A 24,761-nucleotide genomic window follows, 5' to 3' on the forward strand; every position below is an offset into this window, starting at 1 on the left:
GCGAACCGCCCTTCGAACTCTAAGGCTGTCGATCCGGGCGGTCCGAATACGCGCGGCAATGGTACCGGCGCGACGTGTCGTTCTCGGGCGTCAGCCGTGTTCCGCGATGTACCGCCCGAGCGCCACGGCTGCTCGCAGCATGTGCGCGCGCATCCGCCGGGCCGCCGTCTCGCCGTCGCCCTCCGCGATCGCCGTCAGGATCTCGCCGTGCTCCTCATAGGAGCGGCCGATCCGGTCGGCGTGGCGGAGCTGTGTCCGGCGGAAGGCGGCGAGGCGCTCGCGGATCGCCAGCGCCTGTTCGGCCATGTAGCCGTTGTGGGTCGCGGTGTAGAGCGCCTCGTGGAAGGCGCGGTTGAAGCGGTCGTAGGCGTCGATGTCCCCATCCCGGACCGCGATCGCCGAATCCGCGTGAAGCTCCATCAGTTGGCCCCGTTCGAGCGGGGTCATCCGGTAGGTGGCGAGCCGGGCACACATCGCCTCGATCTCGGCGGTGGTCTCGAACATGTCGGCGATGCGCTGGGGCGTCAGCCGCGCGACGACGACGCCCCTCCGCGGCCGGATCTCCACGAGCCCCGAGGCCGCGAGCTGCCGCAGGGCTTCCCGCACTGGCGTGCGCGACGCGCCGTAACGCTGCGCGAGGTTCTGTTCGTCGAGGGCCGTGCCGGCCGCAATCTCGCCCGACGCGATGGCATCGGTGAGCGCGTCACGGATCCGGTCCGAGAGCAGTCCCGTATCGATCTTCTGAAAATCGCCGTGCATTCGCCAACCCTAGACCAATCCGCTCGACGCGGCTTCAAGTCCACGGAGCAAACGGCACAGTCCTTTGTCATCATCCACCGGATCTTGCCAAGGCGACGCTCCGGTGAAGTATGTCACCCCACCAGGGCACGCACGGCCAGGAACAGGATCGAGGGCCCGACCAGACAGCCGATGCCGGTGTGGAAGGTGGCGGTCAGCGCCCCGTACGGCACCAGCTTGGGATCGGTCGCCGCGAGGCCTCCCGCCACGCCGCTCACGGTCCCCATCAAGCCGCCGTAGGCCATCGCCGAGCGCGGGTTGTCGAGGCCGATCAGCCGCGCCACGAGGGGCGTGCCGACCATCACCATGACGGCCTTGGTCACTCCAGTGGCTATCGAAAGGGCCATGACGGTGGAGTCCGCGCCGATGGCCGCGCCGGTGACGGGTCCGACGATGTAAGTGATCGCACCCGCGCCGATCGTCGTGATCGAGACCGCATCATGATACCCGAACGCCACGGCGGTCAGGGTGCCGACGATGAACGGCAGGATCGTTCCGAGGGCCAAGGCGAGCACGCCGAGCAGACCGGCGCGGCGCGCCTCGACGACATCGACTTCGAAGGCTGTCGCCACGATCGCGAAGTCCCGCAGCATCGCCCCGCCCATGAGGCCGATGCCGGCGAGCGCCGGGATGTCGGCGAGCCCCTTCTTCCCGCCGGTATAGAGTCCGCCGACATAGGCCAGCACCAGGCCCAGCACGATGGCGATGGCCGAACCGTGGACCCGCCCGTTGGTGAGATACTTGGCGGCGACGTTGGAGACGAGGATCAGCGCCCCGACCACCGCGAAGGCGGCGACCAGGCTCTGCTCCACGAAGACATGCTCGATGCCGTGCCAGATCGTGTGATCCATTGTGCTCACTCCTTGCCGACCTGGGAGCCGGCGGTACGGCCGACCGGCTCCGCGTCACCTTCGATCACCGATCCGCCCCGCTCGACCGCGGGGCTGCCCGGGTCTCGGCGGCCGATCCGACTGAGCAGCGCCACCGCGCCGAAGCACAGGACCAGCGATCCTGTCGCGGCGATCAGCACGATCGGGCCGCCGCTCATCGCGGCGACCACATTCTGCTGGGCCGCCATGGCGACCACGATCGGGATGTACATGCCGGCCCAGAACTCGACGCCGAACTGAACGCCCTTGGTCAGGCGGCCCCGCCGCGACAACCAGAAGCGCGCCGCGATGAGCAGAATCATCGCGATGCCGACACCGCCGACATTGGCCTTCACGCCGAGCGCAAGTCCCAGAAGATCGCCGAGATACACGCCGATCAGCGTACAGCCGGCAAGCAGGGCGACACCGAGCACGATCATCGGCGTTGGTCCTTCGGCTCAGCCGCTCTGCGGGCGAGTCGCGGCACGTGTCTCGACGCGCTCGGCATGGACCTTCTCCTTCCCGTCTCGGCTAACCGGCCGTTCCCAGGAGTATGCAAAATATTGACAGACTGGCAATCCCGTATACGAAACCGTGATGAAAGCGGGTTTGAAAATACCTATTGCTGCACTATCGTTGGTTTGGCATACCGAGTGGGAAGGCGCGAATGACTGAATGGCGCGGTGAGAGGTTGGCGCGCGACGCCCGCATCGCGGCAGGGCGCACCCATGCCACGGGCAAGGTCGTGCCGGCAGCAGCCGTGGTCGATCTGCTCGAAGCGATCCTGCGGCCCGGGGATCGTGTCTGCCTTGAAGGCGACAACCAGAAGCAGGCCGATTGCCTGGCCCGGGGCCTCAGCGCCTGCGATCCCGGCAAGATCCACAATTTGCACATGGTGCAGTCGGGGATCGTGCTGCCGGAGCACCTCGATGTGTTCGAGACCGGCATCGCAAAGCGCCTCGACTATTCCTATTCCGGCCCGCAGGGCGCCCGCATCGCCAAGATGCTGTACGGCGGCCAGATCGAACTCGGGGCGGTGCATACCTACCTCGAACTGTTCGCCCGCTACTTCGTCGACCTCACGCCCAACGTCGCGCTGATCGCGGGCGTCTCGGCCGACCGGGAGGGCAACCTCTACACGGGGCCCAACACCGAGGACACGCCGACCGTCGTGGAGGCCACCGCCTTCAAGAACGGCGTCGTGGTCGCGCAGGTCAACGAGATCGTCGACAAGGTCCCGCGGGTCGACATTCCGGGCGACCGCGTGGATTTCGTGGTCGAGGCCGACAGGCCGTTCTATGTCGAGCCGCTGTTCACCCGCGATCCGGCGGCGATGACCGAGACCCAGATCCTGATCGCCATGATGGCGATCAAAGGGATCTATGCTGAGTATGGCATCCGCCGCCTCAACCACGGGATCGGTTTTGGAACAGCTGCGATCGAGCTGTTGCTGCCGACCTACGGAGAAAAGCTCGGCCTGAAGGGCAAGATTGCCACCCACTGGGCGCTCAACCCGCACCCGACCCTGATCCCAGCGATCGAATCCGGCTGGGTCAAGCAGGTCCATTGTTTCGGCTCGGAGGTCGGGATGGACCGCTACATCCGGGAGCGACCTGACATCTTCTTCACCGGCGCGGATGGAAGCTTGCGCTCGAACCGCGCCTTCTGCCAGACGGCCGGTCTGTACGCCTGCGACATGTTCATCGGCGCGACGCTCCAGATCGACCTGTCGGGCCATTCCTCGACGATCACGCAGTCGCGCGTGGCCGGGTTTGGCGGCGCCCCCAACATGGGCTCGGACCCGCACGGCCGCCGTCACCCGTCGGATGCGTGGATGAAGGCGGGGCGCGAGGGGCAGATCGTCGGCGACCCGGCCCTGATGCGCGGGCGCAAGCTCGTGGTGCAGCTGGTCGAGACCTTCGGCGACAAGCTGGTCCCAACCTTCGTGGAGCAGCTCGACGCTCTGGAACTGGCCCGGAAGATCGGCCTCGAACTGGCGCCGGTCATGATCTACGCCGATGACGTCACCCACATCGTCACCGAGGAGGGCATCGCCAACCTTCTGCTCTGCCGGGATGCCGACGAGCGCGAGCAGGCGATCCGAGGGGTCGCCGGCTACACGGAAGTGGGGCGCGGCCGCGATCGGGCGAAGGTCGAAGAGCTGCGCGCCCGCGGCGTCATCCGCCGACCGGAGGATCTCGGTATCGAGCCCCTCGACGCCGACCGGGCGTTGCTGGCGGCAAAATCGATCAAGGACTTGGTGCATTGGTCCGGAGGACTCTACGAGCCGCCGGCGAAGTTCCGAAACTGGTAGAAACGACCGCAATAATGCCCCGCCTCCTTGTGGGGAGGGGTTAGCGGGGTGGCTCAGGATCGCGCGTTCCGGTGCCGCCTGAACCATCCCCACCACCATCGCCTCCCCGCACGGGGGAGGAGAGGCGCCCTTCAAGGAACAGTCGGATGGAATCGCTGACCTTCCGCCACACCACTAAGAAGCCGCTGCCCGGCTCGGTGCCGAACGCGATCACCGGCGTGGTCGCCTCCGGCAATCTGGAGGTTCTGCTGGAGCGGGTCCTGCCGCCGGACGCCTGCGAGGTTGCGATCGAGACGCCGATTGCCGGCTACGGCGACGTCTGGGAGGCCGTGGTGGCGGATTTCGTCACCCGGGCGCAGCCCGGCGGCCTCCGGATCAGCATCAACGACGGCGGCGCCCGCCCCGATACCGTGTCGCTGCGCCTGCTTCAGGGTGCCCGGCTGATGGAGGCCTGATCATGGCTGGCGATCGCTCCGCGCGTACCGATCCGGACACCCTGAGCTGGTACGAGGCGACCGCCCGCCAGCGCGTGACAGCGCTCGCCGATCCGAGCAGCGTCCGCGAGTTCCTGCCGCCCACCGAGCGGCGGATGAGCCCGCACCTGCCGCTGTTCGACCTGCCCCGCGCCTTCGACGACGGCATCGTGGTCGGCGAAGCGACTCTCGACGGCGCACCCGTTCTGATTGCCGCGCAGGAAGGCCGGTTCATGGGCGGCGCCTTCGGCGAGATCCACGGGGCCAAGCTGGTCGGCCTGCTCCGGGTGGCTCTGGAACTGAAGCCGAAAGCGGTGCTGATCCTGTTCGATACCGGTGGCGTTCGCCTTCAGGAGGCCAATGCCGGCGAGACCGCCATCGCCGAGACGATGCGGGCGATCGTGGATGTCCGCGCGGCCGGCATCCCGGTGATCGGCCTGATCGGCGGGCGGGCTGGATGCTACGGCGGCGGCGGGCTCATCGCCGGCACCTGCTCGCGGCTGGCCGTCTCCGAGGGCGGCCGCATCTCGGTCTCCGGGCCGGAGGTGATCGAGACCAACAAGGGCGCCGAGGAATTCGATTCCCGCGATCGGGCACTCGTCTGGCGGACAATGGGCGGCAAGCATCGCCGGCTGACCGGCGGCGCGGACGCGTTCTGCGCCGACACCGTCTCGGCCTTCCGGCGGGCAGCTCTGGATCTGATCGGCCGGGCCCCGGCCTTCGATCTCGACACCCTGGAGGCCGAGCAGGCGCGGCTCGAAGACCGGATCGCGCGCTTCGGCGATTGCCGCGACGCCACGGATGTCTGGCGGCGGCTCGGCGTCAACGACCCGGAGGCGGTGCCGGCGATGGATACGGATGCGTTCGACGCGATCGTGGCCCGGGTCGGGGAGATGGACCATGACGCTCGCTGAGATCCTGACTTCCATGTTCCCGGACGGGCACGACGTCACGGTCCAAGACGGGCTGGTGAGCGGCACCGGACCGTTCGCCGACGGGCGCATCACCCTTGTCGGCATCGACGGCGATACCCCGCTTGGGGTCGATGGGGCGCTGCGCTTGTCACGGTCGGTGCTCGATGCGATCCGGGCGGGCGACCGGGCGCCGATCCTCGTGGCGGTCGATTCCGACAGCCAGCGCATGAGCCGGCGGGACGAACTTCTCGGCCTCAACGAGTGCCTCGCCCACCTCGCCAAGGCGCTGCTGCTGGCGGACCGCTCGGGCCACCCGACGATCGGGCTCATCTACGGTCACTCGGCAGCCGGCGCCTTCATCGCGACGGCGCTCGCCACACGGGTCCTGGCAGCTCTGCCGGGCGCCAATCCGAGCGTGATGGATCTGCCCTCGGTCGCACGGGTGACCAAGCTGCCCCTCGACAAGCTCAACGACATGGCGAAGACTACGCCGGTCTTCGCGCCGGGCCTCGACAACATGGTGGCGACCGGCGCCGTGCACGTCGTCCTCGATTCGGAAAAACCACTCCCCAGTCAGATTCGCGATCTCATCGCCGACCTGGAGCCGGGCGATGTGCGTGATCGCCTTGGCGCGGAGCGCGGCGGCCGCCCCGCCGCGCACGATGTCGCCCGCGCGGTCATCGATCAGGCCGGCCGACGCTGAGAATCACTGTGGCTGACACGTATCGACGCCACGATCTCGTTCAGGTCGATGTCTCGGCCTGGGGCGCATGGCTCAGCACCCGGCCCGATCTCGACGGTGTTCGGCACCTCGACCGGTGGGCCCGAGACGGCCGTCCGCTGATCGTGCGGCGTCGCATGCCAGGGGAAACGGCAGAGACTGTTCCCCTTGGCTTGCCGATGCCGCCCGCTGACGGAAAGCGACGGATCGGCCTCGCCCTGTCGGCGGCCGCGTTGTCGCCGGAGACCGCTCCAAACCTCGCAGAGGCCAGCGATTACGCCCCGACGGCCTGGCGGCCGACCATTGCGGCGCTTCTCGCGCTCGGGCGCGAGTACGGCATCGCGCCGCGGCCATTCGGCAGCCTGCTCTGGCAGGCCGTCACCGGCTTCACCTATCTCAGCGCGATCTCGGATCTCGATCTGCTGTGGCCCTGTCCGGATCCGGTTCCAATCGGCCTGCTGACCGGGCTCGAAGCGATCGCGGCGAAAGCCCCGATGCGCATCGACGGAGAAATCCTTCTCCCGGACGGCACCGGCCTGCATTGGCGTGAGCTGCATGACGCGCCCGAGGATGGGTTGGTTCTAGCAAAGGGCGTCGCGGGCGTGACGCTCAGATCCGTTGCCGGCTTGCGTGAGCAGGGGACCGCATGACGCTGGCGCTTCTCCTCTCCGGCCAGGGCGGCCAGCACCCGGGCATGTTCGACCTGACGGCCGATCATCCGGACGCACAGGCCATTTTCGCCGCCGCCAAGCTGCTCCTCGGCAATGTCGACCCCCGTGATATCGCGCGCAGCGGCAGCGACGCCCTGCACGAGAACCGGACCGGTCAGATCCTGTGCTGCGTGGCAGCCCTGGCCGCCTGGCGGGCACTGGGCGCCGCCGGGACAGTCCGCACGATCGTGGCCGGCTACAGCATCGGCGATCTCGCAGCTTGGGGGATCGCCGGTCGGTTCGAACCACAGGACGTGCTGGCCCTCGCAGCGCGGCGGGCCGAAGCCATGGACGCGGCCTCGGGCGCTGGATTCGGACTCGCGGGCATCCGCGGCCTCGGGCTCCCCGCGCTCGAACACCTCGCAGCCGAGCACGGGTGCCATCTTGCGATTCGCAACGCCGCGGATAGCGGCGTGGTCGGCGGCGCACGGAACGCGCTGGAGCTGCTGTGTGACGCGGCGCGCGCGCGCGGAGCGCAGCGGGCTCTGGTCCTGCCGGTTCACACGCCGTCGCACACGCCCCTGCTGGCGGCCGCGACGGAAACGTTCCGCGAGGCCCTGCGCCTGACGACATCGCGCCGCCCGCCACCGGACGCGCCGCGTCTTCTGAGCGGGCTCGACGGCACAGTCGTCTTCCGCAGCGAGGACGGGTTGGCCAAGCTGGCGACCCAGCTTTCGCACAGTATCGACTGGGCCGCCTGCCTGGAGGCCTGCTGCGAGTACGGGGCCGACCACGTGCTGGAACTCGGTCCAGGGCATGCCCTCGCCACCATGGCCCGATCCGCATTGCCGGACGCACGGGTTCACGCGCTGGAAGAGTTCAGGACGATCGAGGGCGTCCGTGACTGGCTGAACCGGCATTAAAGCCGTTGTCGTGGCCCGCTCTCTTGCGCCGTGCCAATCTCCACTTCGATGAAGTGTACTTTACCCGCCAGCATCACCAGATGTTCGGCGCTGGCCCCGACCGGCGGCGGCTGGGATCCTGCACGACGTTCCGTCCGGCCAAGCCGTTGCGCGGCCAAACCCTCGCCTTGACGTCCGGGCCGCACGAGTCGTAGCAGCCTGGCATCGTTGGGACTGGACAGGCTATGACGGGCAAGCGCGCGCTGATCACAGGGGTGACGGGCCAGGACGGGGCCTATCTGGCGCAGCTCCTCCTTGAGAAGGGCTACGCGGTCACAGGCATCGTGCGCCGCTCGAGCCATGCCGGCGTGTTCGATCACCGTCTGAAATGGTTGGGCATCCTCGACGATGTCGAACTGGTCGACGGCAACCTGCTCGATCAATCCGCCCTGCTGCGGATCGTCCAGACCGCCAAGCCCGACGAGATCTACAACCTCGCCGCCCAGTCCTTCGTCACCTCGTCCTGGCAGCAGCCGCTGCTGACCGGGCAGGTGACGGGGCTCGGTGCGGTCCACATGCTCGAATGCCTGCGCTCGGTCGCCCCGCAGGCGCGCTACTATCAGGCCTCGACCTCCGAGATGTTCGGGCTAATCCAGGAGGAGCGCCAGAGTGAGACGACGCCGTTCTACCCGCGCTCGCCCTACGGTGCCGCCAAGCTCTACGCACACTGGATGACGATCAACTATCGTGAGAGCTTCGGGCTGCACGCCTCGAACGGCATCCTGTTCAACCACGAGAGCCCGCTGCGGGGCGTGGAATTCGTGACCCGCAAGGTCACGGATGCGGTCGCGCGAATCAAACTGGGCAAGCAGAAGGAGCTGCGGCTCGGCAACATCGACGCCAAGCGCGACTGGGGTCATGCCCGGGACTACGTGCAGGCCATGTGGCTGATGCTGCAGCAGGATAAGCCGGACGACTACGTGATCGCAACGGGGCGGACCACGACGGTGCGGGACATGTGCGCGATCGCGTTCAGGCATGTCGGCTTGAACATCGACGATCACCTCATCATCGATCCGGCCCTGTTCCGGCCGGCTGAGGTCGAGGTTCTGCTTGGCAATCCGACCAAGGCGAAGGCGACGTTCGGCTGGGAGGCGCAGACCAGCCTGGAGGCGCTGATCACCGAGATGGTCGACGCCGACATCAAGCGCCTCAGCGACAACGCGTGAGCGACCGTCATGGCGGATCCGGGGCTGCCATGACGGCCTCGGTCGGCAGCACGATCCTGCGGCAGATCGGCGACCTCGCGGAGCGCGAGGCGGAGGCGCTCACTTCGAAACGATGAGCGCTGCCCCTGCTTATTGGGCGAAGTGGGCGGTGGACATCCGCTCTGTGACCAGTTCGAACGGCGCCCAATCGTATTGCTGCACGGGCTCATGCCGAATCAACGCCAGGGCATCGTCCACCGCCTTGCCGCCCTGGATCGCGGCATCCTGATGGATGGTCACGGCCAACTGCTTCTTCTGCATCGCCGCGATGGCGGCCGGGATGGCGTCGACGCCACCGATCAGGATGCGCCCGGCAGGAATGCCCGTCGCCTCGACAGCTTCGGCGGCTCCCAGCGCCATCTCGTCATTATTGGCCGCGATCGCGTTGATGGACAGGCCCTGCGCCAGCCATCCGGCGACGATGGCGCGGGCTTTGGCGCGGTCCCAGTCCGCTGTAGCCTCGGCGACGAGACGGAGGCTCGGGAATTCGCGCATCACCTCCTTGACGCCCTGCGTGCGCAGCACCGATCCGGAATGGGTCGGATGCCCCGCCAGGATCGCGACCGATCCGGACCCGTCCAGCATCTGGGCGAGCTTGCGCATCTGCAGCCGACCGGCGACGAGATCGTTGGGCATGACGAAGGCGACCCGCCCGGAAAACCAGTCCTCCCGCGGTCCGTTGTTGAAGTACACCAGCGGAATATCGGCTTCCTGCGCGAGACGCGTGATGGTGGCGTTCGCTGTCGCATCGACCGGCATGACCAGAAGCGCATCGACCTTCGCGGCGATGAAGGAGCGGACCTGTGCGATCTGCTGTTCGCCCGCGCCCTCGGGCGAAAAGGCGAACTGAACGGCTACGCTGCTGGACTTGGCGTGTTCCGCGATCCGATCGTGCAGGAGCTGCGTGAACGCGACCGGGGGGATCATCGTCACGCCGAGGGTCGTCGCGGCGGCCGCCATGGGCCCGAATGCGAGGGCGACGAGGAGCGCGACGTGCCACGACCGGGCGCGGCCGCACGCGTCGGCGAGAGCGACGCGGATCCCCGAGATGGTCCGGGCCGTGCCTGATCGGTTCATGATGTCGGGTCCGGCGTGTTGGGTCCGACGCGGCCTCAGGCGGCGCGGATCGACTGAAGGAAGCGGGTGACCTCGGCACCGAGGCGCTCGGCGTCGCGCGACAGGGCACTCGCGGCAGTGAGCACCGTCTCGGCCGTATCTCCCGCCTTCTCGGCGGTGCCGGCCACGTCGGCGATGTGCGTGCTGACCTCGCCGGTGCCCTGCGCGGCCTGGGCGATGTTGTGGACGATTTCCTGCGTGGCGGCGCCCTGCTCTTCCACAGCCACCGCGATGGAGGCGGCTGCCCGGCTCATGTCCTCGATCCGGGTGGTGATGCCGGTGATCGCCGCGACGGCTGTGGCGGTGGAACCCTGGATGACGCTCACATGCCGCGTGATGTCGTCGGTCGCCTGCTTGGTCTGTCCGGCGAGGGCTTTCACCTCGGCAGCCACCACTGCGAATCCCCGGCCGGCCTCACCGGCCCGCGCCGCCTCGATGGCGGCGTTGAGCGCCAAGAGGTTGGTCTGGGCGGCGATCTTGGCGATCATCCGGACGACGTCGCCAATCTGGTCGGCGGCGCCGTTAAGCGCCTGGACCAGCTCCGTGGTCTGCGCCGCATCGGTGGCGGCGCCATTGGCCATCGCGGCGGTCTTCTCGGCCTGACGTCCGATCTCTTGGACCGACGTGCCAAGCTGGTCGGCGGCTGCGGCGATCATCCGGACATTGGATTGCGCCTGTTCCGACGCACCCGCCACGCTGGTCGATTGGGTCGCCGTTTCCCCGGCCATCCGGCTCATCTGGTCCGCCGACCCGCGGAGCTCGACAGCAGCCGCCGTCACCGTGCCGACGATCCCACCGACGGAGGCGTCGAAGCGCTCCGCCATCGTGTGCATCACCGTCCGGCGCTGCTCCTCCGCCTGCGCCCGAAGCTGCGCCGCTTCCGCCTCGATGGCCTGGGTGCGCAGCATGTTGTCCTTGAAAACCCGCAACGCGCCCGCCATGGCGCCGAGTTCGTCGCTGCGGGCGTCGGATGGCACGGCAACGGCGAGGTCGTTCTCGGCGAGCTGCTCCATGACGCGGGTTATTCGGGCGATCGGCGCTGCGACCCGGCGCAGGATGATCCAGACGATTCCGAGCGTCAGGAAAGCCGCCATGGCGACGGCAACCATCACCGCAATCCGTGAGGCGTCGCCGACTGAATCCGCCATTGCAGTCCGGTCGAAGGCTCGGGCCTGGCGGTAGCCGAGCACAGTGTCCACTGCCTGCGTGAAACCGGCGGCCTCGTTCTGCAAGGCGGTATCGAACACCGCATCGGCCAACTCGCGCTCGCCGGCACGGTCGAGCGCCTCCGCCTCCGCCTCGACCGCCAGGAAGTGTTGCCAAGCCTCGCGCAGTGTATGGGCGAGGCGTTGCTCATCAGTCCCCGCGACGGTGGGCGCGTAGGCGCTCCAGGCGCCGGAGAACGCTTCCTGCGCCTTCGCGATCCGCGCTCGGTAATCCAGCCGCGCCGCATCGGATGGCGCATGATGGGCTAGGACGTCCAGCGCCCGCAGCTCCTGGCTGAGCTGCTTCATGGTGCCGAGGATCGTTACCGCCCGGATTTCTCCGGCAACCGACCGACTGGTCTCGTTGACCAGACCGATGCGGAACACGGAGAACGTTCCGATCCCGATGGAGATCACGAACAATGCGATAGCAGAGCCGATGATGATCGACCGCAGATTGAGAGAAGATTGTCGCGCGCGAGTGCGCTCCGGGGACGCCATCCAAATCCAATCCAAGTCTTGTCCTGGCAGGGCTTGTCGCGGTGCCGACCCGGAAGCAAATTTCTTGGATCACGTCGCACCATCAAGAAATGAATGTTACAACAATCGACAGTTAATGATCGCAACATTGTTGGGATATTATTATGTTTTTACTAAAACTACTATTACCGTTCATTTGATTTAATAATTTTAAAGACTAGAGTGAAGCAGCTCATTCGAGCGATCTGTCTAAGATTTTGAAGGAGCGGAGCGGACATGTTGCATTTGAAGCCCCGCCAATCCGTCGATTGCTGGTCAGAGCGGCCGGGCTTGCTGTTGCCGCAGCCACAACAGGCCGGCGATGCCCCTCCTGGGACAGACGAAGACGATGAACGCGAGCAGCCCCATAGCCAAACTCCCGGTAAAGCGTGTCTCCGCTTAGACAACGTCGGCGGATCGCGGTGGATACCCGGGGGCCGTTCGGCTGGGCTGGGCTGGGCTGGCGGGTGCCGGCGATCGCGGTGCGAGGCGGCCATATCCGTTTCAGTCGACTTGGCTAGCGCGTGCTTTGATCCACCACAAATGCACCTTCACCACATCACGGGTGGCTACAGGTAGACGCGGGCTGGAGGACCGGTAGCCTCTTTTGGGCAAGGGTCGAGAGGGGATTCAGCGCCGGTGGTGCCCCAGCGCGCCCCTGCGGTTTCAGTCGCTTTGACGCCCGAATCCAATTAAAGCAAAATCAAAGCAGTGTTCGAAATTGCCAATTTGGCATGAAGCGCGTCTTATAGGAGGATTTGGCAAAACCCCAGATCGGATCGACCATCTTGCCCAAGACTTCAGCGGCCAAACGCGCGATACGAGCCCGCACATCGGCGGGTAGATCGGCGTTCGTCAGCATATCCAAGCAGGTTGATAAGCAGGCGCGTGTCTGTCCGGTGTTGAACGCATTCACTGCATATTCCTCCTTCAGACCATATTGATATATCCAGGGCTGAACAAAGAGATCCGATGCGTTCATACGCGGCGGCATTCCAGCTTGAGCGTAGTGGAATGCATCTACATATTTTCGGTTATTCCGGCAAAAGCGGCTGGCCCCAAGCCGCGCTTCCGCCCGGCTCGGCCGCGTGGCGATCGCACGATCGTACATGGCAATAACCGCGTCGATGGGTTCCTCAAGAAATTCCATGATGTAGGCGGCACTAAGAAGGCTTATGTACACCTCATCGTCCCAGAAGCCCAATTCTGCACGTTTCAGGTAAAATTTCAGAGAATTGTTGTAATCATGTATATCACGGTAGCTCTGAGCCAGATAAAACGTGTAGCGCGCGACGAGGAACGGATCTTTTTCGGACTTTAGCGCCTTTTCCAAGAGTATCACGTCGCGCTTATAAGTTTCTCCGCTATTGCGATGCCGCGCGCCGTCCTCTCCTCGCCTCATCGCAAGCGGCAGGGACCCATGCCAAGTCGATTTCGGGCAATCGAGAAATTCGTGCACGACGCCTCGATAGTGCCACGGATACGCGTTATTGACCAGTTGGAGGCGAAGGTAGCGCGTAAAACTGTCGAGAATTGTGAAATTGTAAGCCGGCGCATCGAGTGTAGGCAGAATGAATCCCGCCGGAATGACCAGTTCGTCGTCCGCGTCAATGATCAGGGAGTAATTCGCATGCGGGCGGGCCAAGCGGAGCGCCTCACTTCGATTATGTGCAAAATCGACCCATGGCCGCTCCACCACGGACCCCGGTATGTCCGCCATCGCGGTCCGGATTACATCCTGTGTGCCATCGGTCGAACCGGTGTCGACAATGATCCAGTGATCGATGATCGGTCTAACCGAATCGAGGCATCGACGAATGACGTGCGCCTCATTCTTGACTATCATAGAAAGACAGATCGTCTGCTTCCGCGATTTCATGATCTTCGAACTCTATTCTGCAAGATAGAGATGCACTGCAGCCTTTCAGAGATCTCTTAGCTTGAAGTCACGAATTTGGCAAAGATTAATTTTTCTTCATCCGAATTTCTAGATGATTATAAGTTTGAGAAATTATTGTTCAGAACGGATCCAGATCGCGATAATCACGCACATATTTTGTGAAACTTGAATTTCGATTCTATCTTCCAATGTAAAATCGAGGCACACACTGCGGGATCGCGTCGATAAGGCGGACGGGAGAACGCGAGCACGCGAGTTCTAAAAGGTCGCACCGCCCACTCATCGCGCGCAATCGATTGGTCGAGCGCACGTGGTTGACCGCACTTTTTGAACACGTGATGGTCGCCCCGGTATCACGCGCGGGTTCGGCGCCAGTCGCATCATCGTGGCTTTTCGCCCGGAGAGGACCTGCATGGCACAGGATCACGTGCGCGACGCGCGAGTTGATGCCCTCGAGGCGGACAACGCGCGATTGAGACGTCTCCTCGATGCGAGCGGTGCGTCCGACGGGTTGCGTCACGGTCTGCGCGATACCCTGGCGATGCTTCGTGCGGTGCTGCGTCTCTCCGCAGATACCGCGGAGAGCGTCGAAGGCTATGCCACCCATCTCGAAGGCCGGCTCGATGCGATCGCCCGCGCGCGCATAAGTCTCGACATGTCCGGCGGGATCAGCCTGCATTCGCTGATCTCGGACGAGTTGATGGTCCATCTCATTCGCGAGGGCGATCAGGCGGACCTGGCGGGCCCGGCTGTCCGCCTCCGTCCGAAGGCCGGGCAGGTGATGGCCCTGGCTGTACATGAGCTCTGCAGCAACGCCGTCGAGCACGGCGTATTCGGACTGTCCGAAGGCAAGGTGAACGTTGTCTGGTCGATAGACACCGGCGATACGATGCGGCCAGGCGATCTGGTGCTGACTTGGAAGGAGACCGGCGGCACGGATGTCGCCCCGCCGACGCGGCGGGGCTTCGGCATGCAGGTCCTGAACGACATGCTGCGCTACGAATTGAATGCCCGTATCGATCTCGCCTTCGAACCGGACGGCTTGCGCTGCACAATGCGTCTGCCCCTCGTGCCGCGGATTGGCCGCGTCGTCGACGAGCCCGGATCCGACGACGCCAGCGAGCCGAACTGACGCGACCTGCGGCCGACACTGGCCTAGTCCGGGTAGCGCAACACCGGACAAATGCAGGGAATCGCGGTCTCAGCCCATCGCTCGCGATGCTTCCCGAACCACCAGAAAGCACCGAACATTAATCGCGGAACTGCCAAGCTCTTCGGCTGATCAGCTTCGTCGACCGATCGTCGCCTCGATGCGGCCATAAGGCTCATCGGTCGGCTGGAAGACGGCGCCGGCGTTGTCCAGCCCGAACGGCCTGAGATCGACCGGCAGATAATGCTTGTTCGGCATCACGAACGCGATCTCGGCCAATTCCGGCACCTCGGCGAGCGCAGCCTCACCCATCCGGTACATGCTGTCCTGAACACCGCGGCTATACGTGGTTCCGAAGACCCGGAGCAGGATGGCGAGGATTCGGGCATTCGCGATCCCGAAATCGTCCGGTTTCACCGACCAAGACCACGTCGCATCCATGCTCGTCGCGGCGATCCGGTCGGTCGTATCGGGCAGGGTGCGATACCGGTCGTTCACGAAGCCAGTCCAGCCGGATTGCGTGGTCTTCATGAAGGTGAAATCGCGCAGGCCCGAGCGGAGCGTCGATCCGGTGCGATCGGTGACCAGCCCCACGTAGCCGAAGCCGTTGCCGTCGCGGGTGAAGGTGTGATCATGCGGCGCGCCATCGACGGCGTGGCGCAGCCACCGGGTCTCCTCGGCCTCGATCGATACCGAGGCGACTTGTGGATAGCTTTCGATCAACACCCGCGCCAATGCGGCAACGAACGCCTCCGCGTCGAGCGTGGGGTTCTGGGCCGCCGTCACGTTGACGATGTTCTTCACACTGTCGGTGGCGATGCTCGCCCTGTTGTCCCCGTCGGTCCAGGCGGCGTCGAAGGCCCCGGTCAGCATCACCGAGAGCGTCAGTTCGCGCGGGACGTGGTGCGCGCCGTCGCGGGCGAGGCGCATCACCCGGACGCGTTCCTTTCCGTAGCGCGCGGCCATCAGCGGCATCGTGGACTCCAGACGATCGGGGTGGCTGTCGAGTATTAAGGCGCGACACGGTGCGATCCAAGCAGGGTCTAGGCCGTGACTTGACCGGGCCGGCGAACCGGCACGCATAGTGCGTGGCCCGATGCTCTTCCTGCCCGGACGGCGTGCTGCATGGATCTCAACACCATCGAGACCGTCCTCAGGCCGCGCAGCCGATCCGAACTGCCGCCGTGGCAGGCGGGGGATGCCTGTCTGGCGGGTGGAACGTGGCTGTTCTCCGAACCGCAGCCGGAAACGCGGCGCCTTGTCGACCTCGCGGGTCTCGGCTGGCCCGCGCACGCGATCGGACCGGACGGCCTGATCCTCGCGGCGACCTGCACCTTCGCGCAGCTCGACCGGCTCGCACTTCCATCTCACTGGAGCGCAGCGCCGCTGATCGGCCAGTGCTGCCGCGCGCTCCTCGGCTCGTTCAAGATCTTGAACACCGCGACCGTGGGCGGCAATCTCTGTCTCGCTCTTCCGGCCGGGCCGATGATCGCGCTGGCCGTGGCGCTGGAGGCGCGCTGCGCGATCTGGTCGACCGATGGCGCCGAGCGAGACCTGCCCGCAGCGGATTTTGTGCTCGGTCCCCAGCGGAACGCCCTGCGAGCCGGTGAGATCCTGCGCAGCCTGCACGTCCCGGCGGAGGCGCTGGTTCGGCGGACGGCGTTCCGGCGCATCAGCCTCAGTCCGGCCGGTCGATCGGGTGCCCTGTTGATCGGCACACGACACGCGGACGGCGCCCTGACGCTCACCGTGACGGCTGCAATCCGCCGGCCGGTCCGCCTCGCCTTCGACGCTTCGCCCGACGATGTGACTCTGGCCCGGGCCCTCGCCGCCGCGATCCCCGACACGCTCTACTACGACGACGTCCACGGCCGGCCCGACTGGCGGCGCCACGTCACCGGTCTCCTCGCCCGGGAAATCCGCGACGCGTTGCAGGAGGGCGGCCGATGCATCTGACGATCAACGGGAGCCGGTACGAAGGCGCGCCGCGGCCGGGCCAGTGCCTGCGCACCTACCTGCGCGAGGCCGGATGGTTCGGCGTCAAGAATGGCTGCGACGCGGGCGATTGCGGCGCCTGCACGGTCCACCTGGACGGCGAACCGGTCCATAGCTGCCTGATCCCGGCCTTCCGCGCCGAGGGCCGGGCCGTGACCACCATCGAGGGGCTCGCCGGCTCCTGCCGCGCGGATGACGGCTTACCCGACACGATCCACCCGATGCAGGCGGCCTTCCTGTTCGCGCAGGGCTTTCAATGCGGCTTCTGCACCGCCGGCATGATCATGACCGCTTCCGCCCTCGACCAGGGCCAGCGGTGGGATCTCGACACCGCGCTCAAGGGCAATCTGTGCCGCTGCACCGGCTATCGCGCGATCCGCGACGCCATCGCGGGGATTGGCCATGCGGCTCAAGGATACAACGGCGACGATCCGGTCGGGCAGAGCCTCCCGGCCCCGGCCGCGCTGCCGGTGGTCTGCGGGCGGGAGCGCTTCACCCTCGACATGCCGCCCGGTGACGCTCTCCACCTCAAGGTGCTGCGCTCGCCGCATGCCCATGCCCGGGTCGTGACGATCGACGCGGCGGCCGCGCACGCGATCCCCGGCGTCGTTGCAATCCTCACCCATGCGGACGCACCGCCCGGCCGCTTCTCAACCGGCCGCCACCAGGACCCCAGGGACGACGCCGCCGATACTCGCGTGCTCGATCCGATCCTGCGGTTCGTCGGCCAACGCGTCGCCGCCGTGATCGCGGAGAATGAGGCGGCTGCCGAGGCCGGATGCCGGGCCCTGCGCGTCACCTACGCGATCCGGTCCGCTCTGCTCGATCCAGCCTTGGCGCTCACATCCGATGCACCGCGGGTCCACAATCCCGGCGAAGAACCCGGCAACGATGCGCCGCCCCTTGGGCCCCACCCGAACCTGGCCGCAGAAGTCCACGGCGAGGTCGGCGACGTCGCGGCGGGACTCGCTGAAGCCGATATCATCTACGCGGACACCTTCCTGTCCCAGCGGCTCCAGCACGCGGCGCTGGAGACCCATGGCTGCGTCGGCTGGCACGACCCAGACGGCCGCCTGACGCTGCGCACCAGCAGCCAGGTGCCGTTCCTGACCCGGGATGCCCTGTGCGACCTGTTCGGCCTCGAACGGGATGCGGTGCGCGTCGTCTGCGGGCGGGTCGGCGGCGGCTTCGGCGGCAAGCAGGAGATGCTGACCGAGGATCTCGTCGCCCTCGCGGTGCTGCGGACCGGCCGCCCGGTACGCTGGGAGCTGACCCGGCAGGAGCAGTTCATTGCGACCACGACCCGTCACCCGATGCGGGTCACAGTAACGGTCGGCGCCCGGCGGGACGGGACGCTCACGGCCATCGACCTCGACGTCCTCTCCGATACCGGCGCTTACGGCAACCATGCAGGCGGGGTGATCCACCACGGCTGCAACGAGGTGCTGGCGGCCTACGCCTGCCCGAACAAGCGGGTCGCCGGGCGCGCCGTCTACACCCACACGGTCCCGTCCGGCGCCTTCCGGGGTTACGGCCTGAGCCAGACGATCTTCGCCCTCGAATCCGCTTTGGACGAGATCGCCCGGCGCCTCGGCATCGATCCGTTCGAGCTGCGTCGCCGGAACGCCATCAGGCCGGGCGACCCGATGGTGTCGAACAGCCTGGAGCCGCACGACGTGGTGTTCGGCAGCTACGGGCTCGACCAGTGCCTGGATCTGGTGGAAGCGGCCATGCAAGCCGATCCAGGACCGGAGCCGGAACCGGGCTGGCGCAACGGCACCGGCATGGCGATGGCGATGATCGACACGATCCCGCCCCGAGGCCACTTCGCCGACGCACGGGTGAGCCTGGAGGCGGACGGTACCTACACCGTCCGGGTCGGCACCGCAGAGTTCGGCAACGGCACCAGCACGGTGCACCGTCAGATCGCAGCCTCCGCGTTGTGCGCCGATCCCGGCTGCGTCCGGGTCCTCGGAGCCGACACGGATACGGTTGGCCACGACACCGGTGCTTATGGCAGCACCGGCACCGTCGTTGGCGGTCTGGCGGTCCTGCGCGCCGCCGAGGCCCTGGCGGAGCGGATCCGCGCCCGGGCGGCCGAGATATCCGGCGCGGCCGTCGAGGCTTGTCGGCTCGCCGGCGATACGGTCGCGACACCGGGCGGTCCGCTCGCTCTTGCCGCACTCGGACCGCTGGAGGCGGACGGGCACGCCGACGGCAGCCCGCGCTCGGTGTCGTTCAACGTCCAGGCCTTCCGGGTGGCGGTCCGGCCGGAGACCGGGGAGGTGCGCATCCTGCGCAGCATTCACGCCGCCGATGCAGGGCGCGTCATCAATCCGATGCAGTGCCGCGGCCAAGTGGAAGGCGGCGTCGCGCAAGCGATCGGCGCGGCACTCTACGAGGATGTCCGCATCGACGGCGGGGGGCGGGTGATCACGCAGGCGTTTCGCGACTACCACATCCCCGCCTGCGCCGATGTCCCGGATACGCAAGTCCTGTTCGCCGAGACTCACGACAGCGTCGGCCCGCTTGGCGCGAAATCCATGAGCGAATCGCCTTTCAACCCTGTCGCGGCGGCGCTCGGCAACGCGATCCGAGACGCCACCGGAGCGCGACTTACGGCGACACCGTTCGCGCCCGACCGGATCTACCGGGCCGTCGCGGCCAGCCTGACTGCGGATGGCGCCTCGGCATGAAGCGGGATGCCATCTCTCCCGCGTCGTCGGGCGGTTTTCTGGAGCGAACATTTCAGCTCGCCGAGCACGGCACCAGTGTCCGCACCGAGTTGCTGGCGGGCCTGACCACGTTCCTGACGATGGCCTACATCGTGTTCGTCAACCCCAGCATCCTGGCGGATGCCGGCATGCCCCGCGGCGCCGTGTTCGTGGCGACCTGCCTCGTGGCAGCGCTCGGTTCGCTGATCATGGGGCTCTACGCCAATTATCCGATCGCCCTCGCGCCCGGGATGGGGCTCAACGCCTATTTCACCTACGTGGTGGTGCAGGGCCTCGGCTTCGCCTGGCCAGCCGCCCTCGGGGCCGGGTTCATATCCGGCTTGTGCTTCCTGATCGTCACGCTGACCGGGCTGCGCGCGATCATTGTCGACGGGATCCCGCGCTCGATGCGGATCGCCATCACGGCGGGGATCGGCCTGTTCCTGGCGATCATCGCCTTGAAGAATGCCGGCATCGTCGCGGCAAGCCCAGCCACCTTCGTCACCCTCGGCGATTTGCATCGACCCGGGACGGTCCTGGCCGTGATCGGGTTCCTGATGGTCGCCGTCCTCTCGGCTCGGAAGGTGCGGGCGGCTCTGCTCTCCAGCATCCTCACGGTCACGGCCCTAAGCTTCGCCGTTGCCGGGAACGGCTTCCAGGGTATCGTCTCCCTGCCACCGTCGATCACCCCGACGCTGTTCGCCCTCGATGTTCCGGGCGCCCTGTCGGGTGGCCTGCTCAACGTGATCCTGGTCCTGTTTCTGGTCGAACTGTTCGACGCCACCGGCACGCTGATGGGGGTCGCCAACAGGGCCGGACTGCTGACCGAGGGCCGGATGCGCCGCCTCGACCGCGCGCTGATGGCCGATTCCGTATCGGTCTTCGCGGGCTCGCTGCTCGGCACGTCGAGCACAACCGCCTATCTCGAAAGCGCCTCCGGAGTGGAGGAGGGCGGCCGCACAGGCTTGACGGCCGTGACGGTGGCGGTCCTGTTCCTGGCCTGCCTGTTCTTTGCTCCGCTGGCGGCCGCGGTGCCGCTCTACGCGACCGCGCCGGCGCTGTTCTATGTCGCCTGCCTGATGCTGCGCGAACTCGCCGACCTCGACTGGGACGATCGTACCGAGGTGATCCCGGCCTGCGTGACGGCGCTGCTCATGCCGTTCACCTATTCGATCGCCACTGGGGTTTCCTGCGGCTTCATCACCTACGCGGTGCTCAAGCTGTTCGCCGGCCGGGCGCGCGAGGTGAAGCCGGTGGTCTGGGTGATCGCCGCGATCTTCCTGTTCAAGTTCGTTGCGGTGGGCGGGGCGCACTGATCAGCCCAGGGCGTCGCATCACGCCTCCGTAAGGCTCCGGCCGCTCGCTGCGGCATGCAGGCTCCGTGCATCCCGGGCGCGACGCAGCGCAGCGGCGGTCTCGGGGTCCCGCAAGCGGCGCGCCACGCAGGCGAGGGCGTTCAGGTTCTCGCCTTCCGCACCCGAGGGAAGAAGCAGCAGGAAGACGAGATCGACCGGCCGGTCATCCACGGCGTCGAAGTCGATCGGCTCGCGCAGCTGGGCGAGCATCCCGTAGGGGCGCTGGACGGCGTCCAGCCGGGAATGGGGCAGCGCGATGCCATCCCCGATCCCCGTGGACCCGAGATCCTCGCGCCGAAGCAGGGCTGGGAGGATTGCCGTCACATCGATCCCGAGCGTGCCGGCTGCCCGTCGGGCCAGATCGTCGAGGAGTGGGATCTTGCCGGCGCTGCGCAGACCAATCAGTGCGTCGGCGGGTGCCAGGATCTCGTCGACGGTCATGGCCGCGCAGTTCGTATGGTGAGGGACATCGTGAAATCCTGTTCGTCAGCCCGTAGCCGCAAGGTCGGCCCCTCTCGGCCAAGCCGCAGGTCCGTCGGCAGGCTTACGCCGCGATGCCTTTGGAGGCGACCCGCGTCGGTATCGGCAGGATGATGCTGAAGCAGGCCCCGTTCCGGTCGCGGCGATTCAGAGCCGTGACCGTGCCGCCCATCGCCTCGACGAAGCCGCGGGCGATGGCCAGGCCCAGCCCGGTTCCGGCCCGGACCCGGTCGCCCTTGCGAGCCCGGTAGAACTTGTCGAACACCCGCTCGGTATCGGCCTCTGGCAGGCCATCCCCCTCGTCCAGGACGGTGAGATGCACCGTCGTCCCTTCGCGCACCGCCCGGACCGTCACGGTCGAGCCCTCCGGCGCGTATTTGGCGGCGTTGTCGAGGAGGTTGACGAGAACCTGTTCGAACAGGACCGGATCGAGCGCCAGGGTCGGCAGATCGGGGGCGACGTCGACCACGACGTGGTGCTCCGCGAGGACCTTCTGGGTCCGCCGCAGCGCGGTATCGACGGTCTCCCCGACATCCTGCGCCGAAAAATTCGGCGCCACCGCGCCGGCCTCCAGACGGGTCATGTCGAGCAGGTTGGCGATGAAGCGGTTCAATCGTTCCGCTTCCTCAATGATGGTGCCGAGCAGCTCCGACTTCGCGTCCGGCGCCAGGGCGGCGTCAAGGTCGCGCAGCGTGCTGGCCGCCCCCAGCACCGAGGCCAGCGGCGTGCGCAGATCGTGACTGATCGAGGTAAGCAGCGCCTGTCGCAGACGGTCCGTCTCGGCGGCGCGCTCGGCCCGGTCGAGATCCTCCACGAGGCGGACCCGCTCGATGGCGAGCGCCCCCATATCGACCAGGGCGTCGAGGAGGCGGCGGGCCTCCGGCGTCAGGATCGGCCCGGTCCCGTCCGCGTCCAGACCGATCACACCGATCGTGCCGCGTCCCGTGCGCATCGGCAGGAACAGGCGCTTGGCGCCCGGCAGCGTGTCGGCACCCCGGCCGGCCGGCCTGTCGTTGTCGAATGCCCATTGGGCCGCCGCCACGTCGGCTGCCTCCAGCATGTCCTCCGGCGGGTAGCCGGCCCGGACGGTGACGGCCTTGCCGTCGGGCAGGAGCAGCACGACGCGGACCTTCAGCATCGCCGCCACCTGGGCGCAGGTCGCCCAGAGGACATCGTCCAGCGTCCCGCAGGCGGCGAGCTTTCGCGAGAAGCCGAACAGCCGCTCCGTCGCCCGCGCGCGGCCCTGGCTTACCACCGCGACCCGCCGGGCGCGGGCCGCGAGTTTCGAGACCAGCACCGCCACCAGGGTGAAGAGCAGGAAGGCCGCGACGTTGGTCGGATCGGCGATCGTCAGGGTGTAGACCGGCGGCAGGAAGAAGAAGTTGTAGGATAGTGAGGCCGCCACGACTGCGGCCAGCGCCGGACCGAGACCCCAGCGCACCGCCACCGCCACGACGGCGGTGAGCAGGAACAGGTCGGCGTTCTCGATGCCCGCATAGGGCTGCGCCAGGATGGCCGCCCCAAGACCGGCCGCGATGGCCGCGATGGCGATGCCGTAGGGCCTGATGTCGAAGCCGGAGCCCGAGGGCGCGACCGTGATCGCCCGGCGGGGCTGCCGCTCGTCCGGGACGGACTCGCCCCGAACGACGTGGACGCTGATGTTGCCGCTCAGGCGCACGAGGTCATGGACCACCGAGCCGTTGATGAGCTCGAACAGCCAGGATCGGCTCGCCTTGCCGACGATGATGTGGTTGACGTTGGCCGAGCGGGCGTAGTCGAGCACGTCGTCGGCGATGCGCCGGCCGCCCGGCAGGGTGACGGCGTCGCCCCCGAGCCGGTCGGCCAGCCGGAGAGCCTGGGCGATCCGGTCACGTTCCGCCTCTCGGAGGGAGGCCGCCCGGGCGCCTTCGATCACGAGTGCCGTCCAGGGGGCGTGCAGTCGGTCGGCGAGGCGCTTGGCGTAGCGGACGAGGCCCGATGAACTGGGATCCTCATTCACGCAGACCAGCACGCGCTCGCCGGCCGCCCAGGGGCCCGCGATGGCGTTGGCCCGCATGTGGCCCAGCAATTCGTCGTCGACCCGGTCGGCGGTGCGCCGCAGTGCCAGTTCCCGCAGGGCCGTCAGGTTGCCGCGAGAGAAGTAGTGCTTGAGGGCGCGCTCGGCGTTGGTCGGAACGTAGACCTTGCCGTCCTTCAGGCGCTGGATCAGGTCGTCGGGGTTGAGATCGACCACCTCGATGTCGTCGGCCCGGTCGAGGACGCCGTCCGGCACGGTCTCGCGCACGCGAATGCGGGTGATCGAGGCCACCACGTCGTTGAGGCTCTCGACATGCTGAATGTTGAGCGTCGTCAGGACGTCGATGCCCGCATCGAGCAGTTCCTCGACGTCCTGATAGCGCTTCGGGTGGCGCGAGCCCGGCGCGTTGGTGTGGGCGAGTTCGTCCACCAGCGCGAGCGCCGGCCGGCGGGCGAGCAGCGCGTCGAGATCCATCTCTTTCAGGACCGCGCCGTGATACGGCACGGGCCGGCGGGGGATCGTCTCGAGGCCGTCGACCAGGGCCTCGGTCTCGGCGCGGCCGTGGGTCTCGACCACGCCGATCACCACATCGGTCCCGGATTTCAGGCGGGCGCGCCCGATGGTCAGCATCTCGTAGGTCTTGCCGACGCCGGGAGCGGCGCCGAGGAAGACCTTGAGCCGGCCGCAGGTCCGCTCTTCCCGGCGCGCCGCTTCGAGGAGCGCGTCGGGGGAGGGGCGGTTCGGATCGCGGCCGGGCGCGGGCATGATTCCTCTATAGTGCGCCTTACGGGTGGGCGAGACCGTCCAGGGCGAGGTTCAGGGCGAGGACATTCACGCGCGGCTCGCCGAGCAGGCCGAGCGTGCGGCCCTCGACATGGGATGCCACCAGATCGCGCAGCTTATCCTCGGCGATCTTGCGGTCCTTGGCGACGCGCGGCACCTGGAAGTAGGCGGCCTCCGGCGAGATGTCCGGGTCGAGGCCAGAGCCGCTGGTCGTAACCAGATCGACCGGCACCGGCGCGGCGGCGTTCTCGGCCTTCAGCGTCTCGAGGTCGCCCTTCACCCGCTCGGCCAGAGCCGCGCTGGTGGGCCCAAGATTCGAGCCCGAGGAATTGGCGGCGTTGTAGGGCGCCGGCACCGTCTTGGAGGCGTCGGCGGGATCGGTTGCGGTGGTGGCCGAGGGGCGGCCGTGGAAGTAGCCGCCGCGGGTGAAATTCTGCCCGATCAGGCTGGACCCGACGGTCGTGCCGCTGCGCTCGATCAGGCTGCCGGCGGCCTTGGCGGGGAAGATCGCCCCCGCGAGACCGGTCATGGCGAGGGGATAGGCGAGGCCGGTGATCACCGTGAGCGCGGTGAGCAGGACCAGGGCGGGGCGAAGCTGTCTGAGCATGGTGGGTCTCC

Annotated in this window: 21 protein-coding genes; 11 read left to right on the forward strand and 10 right to left on the reverse strand. The window is 67.2% G+C overall.

What is annotated here, in order from left to right:
• Positions 1–90 precede the first annotated feature (90 nt).
• The 3 genes from OXS27_RS05055 to madL form a co-directional block, all read right to left on the reverse strand.
• The gene (locus tag OXS27_RS05055) at positions 91–759 is read right to left on the reverse strand and encodes a GntR family transcriptional regulator (protein WP_243921019.1); all 669 of its coding nucleotides are present in this window, start codon (positions 757–759) and stop codon (positions 91–93) included.
• Between the two features lie 113 nt (positions 760–872).
• Positions 873–1,637, reverse strand: coding sequence for a malonate transporter subunit MadM (gene madM / locus OXS27_RS05060; RefSeq protein ID WP_243921351.1), 765 nt, complete (start codon positions 1,635–1,637; stop codon positions 873–875).
• 17 nt (positions 1,638–1,654) lie between these two features.
• Positions 1,655–2,107 (reverse strand): malonate transporter subunit MadL, encoded by a 453-nt coding sequence (madL, locus tag OXS27_RS05065; protein ID WP_243921017.1) that lies wholly within the window; start codon positions 2,105–2,107, stop codon positions 1,655–1,657.
• A 227-nt stretch (positions 2,108–2,334) separates the two neighbouring features.
• Between madL and mdcA the strand changes: the two genes are divergently transcribed.
• The 7 genes from mdcA (at position 2,335) to gmd (ending at position 8,870) form a co-directional block, all read left to right on the forward strand.
• On the forward strand, positions 2,335–3,981 hold the full coding sequence (gene mdcA / locus OXS27_RS05070) for a malonate decarboxylase subunit alpha (RefSeq protein WP_243921015.1): 1,647 nt from the start codon (positions 2,335–2,337) through the stop codon (positions 3,979–3,981).
• A 146-nt stretch (positions 3,982–4,127) separates the two neighbouring features.
• A complete protein-coding gene (gene mdcC / locus OXS27_RS05075; protein ID WP_267354673.1) occupies positions 4,128–4,436 on the forward strand; it encodes a malonate decarboxylase acyl carrier protein in 309 nt (102 codons plus the stop codon).
• Between the two features lie 2 nt (positions 4,437–4,438).
• Positions 4,439–5,368, forward strand: a complete 930-nt coding sequence (locus OXS27_RS05080; RefSeq protein ID WP_267354675.1) for a biotin-independent malonate decarboxylase subunit beta — start codon at positions 4,439–4,441, stop codon at positions 5,366–5,368.
• The gene (gene mdcE / locus OXS27_RS05085) at positions 5,355–6,071 is read left to right on the forward strand and encodes a biotin-independent malonate decarboxylase subunit gamma (RefSeq protein ID WP_267354677.1); all 717 of its coding nucleotides are present in this window, start codon (positions 5,355–5,357) and stop codon (positions 6,069–6,071) included. Before OXS27_RS05080 ends, mdcE begins: the two co-directional genes overlap by 14 nt.
• 8 nt (positions 6,072–6,079) lie before the next feature.
• Positions 6,080–6,739, forward strand: a complete 660-nt coding sequence (gene mdcG, locus OXS27_RS05090) for a malonate decarboxylase holo-[acyl-carrier-protein] synthase (RefSeq protein ID WP_267354679.1) — start codon at positions 6,080–6,082, stop codon at positions 6,737–6,739.
• Positions 6,736–7,662, forward strand: coding sequence for an acyltransferase domain-containing protein (locus OXS27_RS05095; protein WP_267354681.1), 927 nt, complete (start codon positions 6,736–6,738; stop codon positions 7,660–7,662). Before mdcG ends, OXS27_RS05095 begins: the two co-directional genes overlap by 4 nt.
• Positions 7,663–7,886: 224 nt before the next feature.
• On the forward strand, positions 7,887–8,870 hold the full coding sequence (gene gmd / locus OXS27_RS05100; protein WP_267354683.1) for a GDP-mannose 4,6-dehydratase: 984 nt from the start codon (positions 7,887–7,889) through the stop codon (positions 8,868–8,870).
• Positions 8,871–8,999: 129 nt separating this feature from the next.
• Here the strand turns inward: gmd and OXS27_RS05105 are convergent, their stop codons facing one another.
• The 3 genes from OXS27_RS05105 to OXS27_RS05115 all read right to left on the reverse strand — a co-directional run bounded on the left by OXS27_RS05105 (position 9,000) and on the right by OXS27_RS05115 (position 13,628).
• Positions 9,000–9,986, reverse strand: a complete 987-nt coding sequence (locus OXS27_RS05105) for a substrate-binding domain-containing protein (protein ID WP_267354685.1) — start codon at positions 9,984–9,986, stop codon at positions 9,000–9,002.
• A gap of 35 nt (positions 9,987–10,021) precedes the next feature.
• Positions 10,022–11,731, reverse strand: coding sequence for a methyl-accepting chemotaxis protein (locus OXS27_RS05110; RefSeq protein ID WP_267354687.1), 1,710 nt, complete (start codon positions 11,729–11,731; stop codon positions 10,022–10,024).
• Between the two features lie 721 nt (positions 11,732–12,452).
• Positions 12,453–13,628, reverse strand: a complete 1,176-nt coding sequence (locus OXS27_RS05115) for a glycosyltransferase (protein WP_267354689.1) — start codon at positions 13,626–13,628, stop codon at positions 12,453–12,455.
• Positions 13,629–14,061: 433 nt separating this feature from the next.
• Between OXS27_RS05115 and OXS27_RS05120 the strand changes: the two genes are divergently transcribed.
• Complete coding sequence (locus OXS27_RS05120) at positions 14,062–14,781, forward strand: HWE histidine kinase domain-containing protein (protein WP_267354691.1); 720 nt, start codon at positions 14,062–14,064, stop codon at positions 14,779–14,781.
• 150 nt (positions 14,782–14,931) lie between these two features.
• Here the strand turns inward: OXS27_RS05120 and pucL are convergent, their stop codons facing one another.
• Positions 14,932–15,774, reverse strand: coding sequence for a factor-independent urate hydroxylase (gene pucL, locus OXS27_RS05125; protein ID WP_267354693.1), 843 nt, complete (start codon positions 15,772–15,774; stop codon positions 14,932–14,934).
• Between the two features lie 150 nt (positions 15,775–15,924).
• Here pucL and OXS27_RS05130 point away from each other — a divergent pair, with 150 nt between their 5' ends.
• The 3 genes from OXS27_RS05130 to OXS27_RS05140 are packed head-to-tail and all read left to right on the forward strand — an operon-like array spanning position 15,925 to position 20,824.
• Complete coding sequence (locus tag OXS27_RS05130; protein ID WP_267354695.1) at positions 15,925–16,755, forward strand: FAD binding domain-containing protein; 831 nt, start codon at positions 15,925–15,927, stop codon at positions 16,753–16,755.
• A complete protein-coding gene (locus OXS27_RS05135) occupies positions 16,746–19,490 on the forward strand; it encodes a molybdopterin cofactor-binding domain-containing protein (protein WP_267354697.1) in 2,745 nt (914 codons plus the stop codon). Before OXS27_RS05130 ends, OXS27_RS05135 begins: the two co-directional genes overlap by 10 nt.
• Positions 19,487–20,824 carry an NCS2 family permease gene (locus tag OXS27_RS05140; protein ID WP_267354699.1) on the forward strand — a complete coding sequence of 446 codons (1,338 nt, stop codon included), beginning with the start codon at positions 19,487–19,489 and terminating at the stop codon, positions 20,822–20,824. Before OXS27_RS05135 ends, OXS27_RS05140 begins: the two co-directional genes overlap by 4 nt.
• 18 nt (positions 20,825–20,842) lie before the next feature.
• On the opposite strand, the gene OXS27_RS05145 is transcribed toward OXS27_RS05140, so the two are convergent.
• From OXS27_RS05145 to OXS27_RS05155, 3 genes are all read right to left on the reverse strand, one after another.
• Positions 20,843–21,304, reverse strand: a complete 462-nt coding sequence (locus tag OXS27_RS05145; RefSeq protein WP_267354701.1) for a PTS sugar transporter subunit IIA — start codon at positions 21,302–21,304, stop codon at positions 20,843–20,845.
• Positions 21,305–21,407: 103 nt separating this feature from the next.
• Positions 21,408–24,125: a sensor histidine kinase KdpD gene (locus tag OXS27_RS05150; RefSeq protein ID WP_267354702.1), complete on the reverse strand. Its 2,718-nt coding sequence runs from the start codon at positions 24,123–24,125 to the stop codon at positions 21,408–21,410.
• A 19-nt stretch (positions 24,126–24,144) separates the two neighbouring features.
• The gene (locus OXS27_RS05155) at positions 24,145–24,750 is read right to left on the reverse strand and encodes a K(+)-transporting ATPase subunit C (RefSeq protein WP_267354704.1); all 606 of its coding nucleotides are present in this window, start codon (positions 24,748–24,750) and stop codon (positions 24,145–24,147) included.
• Between the last annotated feature and the right edge of the window lie 11 nt (positions 24,751–24,761).

The sequence above is a fragment of the Methylobacterium sp. GC_Met_3 genome, assembly GCF_026540775.1.
Taxonomy (GTDB): Bacteria; Pseudomonadota; Alphaproteobacteria; order Rhizobiales; family Beijerinckiaceae; genus Methylobacterium.

What these genes read in the sequence shown, in the direction of transcription:
- OXS27_RS05140 (WP_267354699.1), top strand. Translation starts at nt 19,487, where the DNA reads ATGAAGCGGGATGCCATCTCTCCCGCGTCGTCGGGCGGTTTTCTGGAG.
- OXS27_RS05130 (WP_267354695.1), top strand. Translation starts at nt 15,925, where the DNA reads ATGGATCTCAACACCATCGAGACCGTCCTCAGGCCGCGCAGCCGATCC.
- mdcE (WP_267354677.1), top strand. Translation starts at nt 5,355, where the DNA reads ATGACGCTCGCTGAGATCCTGACTTCCATGTTCCCGGACGGGCACGAC.
- madL (WP_243921017.1), bottom strand. Translation starts at nt 2,107, where the DNA reads ATGATCGTGCTCGGTGTCGCCCTGCTTGCCGGCTGTACGCTGATCGGC.
- OXS27_RS05080 (WP_267354675.1), top strand. Translation starts at nt 4,439, where the DNA reads ATGGCTGGCGATCGCTCCGCGCGTACCGATCCGGACACCCTGAGCTGG.
- OXS27_RS05155 (WP_267354704.1), bottom strand. Translation starts at nt 24,750, where the DNA reads ATGCTCAGACAGCTTCGCCCCGCCCTGGTCCTGCTCACCGCGCTCACG.
- OXS27_RS05145 (WP_267354701.1), bottom strand. Translation starts at nt 21,304, where the DNA reads ATGACCGTCGACGAGATCCTGGCACCCGCCGACGCACTGATTGGTCTG.
- OXS27_RS05055 (WP_243921019.1), bottom strand. Translation starts at nt 759, where the DNA reads ATGCACGGCGATTTTCAGAAGATCGATACGGGACTGCTCTCGGACCGG.
- OXS27_RS05110 (WP_267354687.1), bottom strand. Translation starts at nt 11,731, where the DNA reads ATGGCGTCCCCGGAGCGCACTCGCGCGCGACAATCTTCTCTCAATCTG.
- OXS27_RS05095 (WP_267354681.1), top strand. Translation starts at nt 6,736, where the DNA reads ATGACGCTGGCGCTTCTCCTCTCCGGCCAGGGCGGCCAGCACCCGGGC.
- gmd (WP_267354683.1), top strand. Translation starts at nt 7,887, where the DNA reads ATGACGGGCAAGCGCGCGCTGATCACAGGGGTGACGGGCCAGGACGGG.
- OXS27_RS05120 (WP_267354691.1), top strand. Translation starts at nt 14,062, where the DNA reads ATGGCACAGGATCACGTGCGCGACGCGCGAGTTGATGCCCTCGAGGCG.
- OXS27_RS05150 (WP_267354702.1), bottom strand. Translation starts at nt 24,125, where the DNA reads ATGCCCGCGCCCGGCCGCGATCCGAACCGCCCCTCCCCCGACGCGCTC.
- mdcC (WP_267354673.1), top strand. Translation starts at nt 4,128, where the DNA reads ATGGAATCGCTGACCTTCCGCCACACCACTAAGAAGCCGCTGCCCGGC.
- OXS27_RS05135 (WP_267354697.1), top strand. Translation starts at nt 16,746, where the DNA reads ATGCATCTGACGATCAACGGGAGCCGGTACGAAGGCGCGCCGCGGCCG.
- pucL (WP_267354693.1), bottom strand. Translation starts at nt 15,774, where the DNA reads ATGCCGCTGATGGCCGCGCGCTACGGAAAGGAACGCGTCCGGGTGATG.
- OXS27_RS05115 (WP_267354689.1), bottom strand. Translation starts at nt 13,628, where the DNA reads ATGAAATCGCGGAAGCAGACGATCTGTCTTTCTATGATAGTCAAGAAT.
- mdcA (WP_243921015.1), top strand. Translation starts at nt 2,335, where the DNA reads ATGACTGAATGGCGCGGTGAGAGGTTGGCGCGCGACGCCCGCATCGCG.
- OXS27_RS05105 (WP_267354685.1), bottom strand. Translation starts at nt 9,986, where the DNA reads ATGAACCGATCAGGCACGGCCCGGACCATCTCGGGGATCCGCGTCGCT.